Annotated in this window: 1 rRNA gene; it reads left to right on the top strand. The window is 52.2% G+C overall.

The window, feature by feature from the left end:
- Positions 1–113: ribosomal RNA gene (locus tag H3H37_RS26360) — 16S ribosomal RNA — on the top strand; the annotation flags it as partial.
- Positions 114–255: the final 142 nt, after the last annotated feature.

The following is a 255-nucleotide window of genomic DNA, read 5'->3' as shown; positions in this document are numbered from 1 at the left end:
CAGAAGTAGGTAGCTTAACCGCAAGGAGGGCGCTTACCACGGTAGGATTCGTGACTGGGGTGAAGTCGTAACAAGGTAGCCGTATCGGAAGGTGCGGCTGGATCACCTCCTTTCTAGAGTCGCACTGATCTTCGGATCATCCTCAAGCGTTCACACTTATCGACTGTAATTAAGAAGAACAGCATTTGGGGCTGTAGCTCAGCTGGTTAGAGCACCGTGTTGATAACGCGGGGGTCGTTGGTTCGAGTCCAACCA

Source organism: Rugamonas brunnea, assembly GCF_014042345.1.
Taxonomy (GTDB): domain Bacteria; phylum Pseudomonadota; class Gammaproteobacteria; order Burkholderiales; family Burkholderiaceae_D; genus Rugamonas; species Rugamonas brunnea.
Note: the sequence above shows the minus strand (reverse complement) of the source record. Positions and strands in the feature narration are given on the sequence as shown.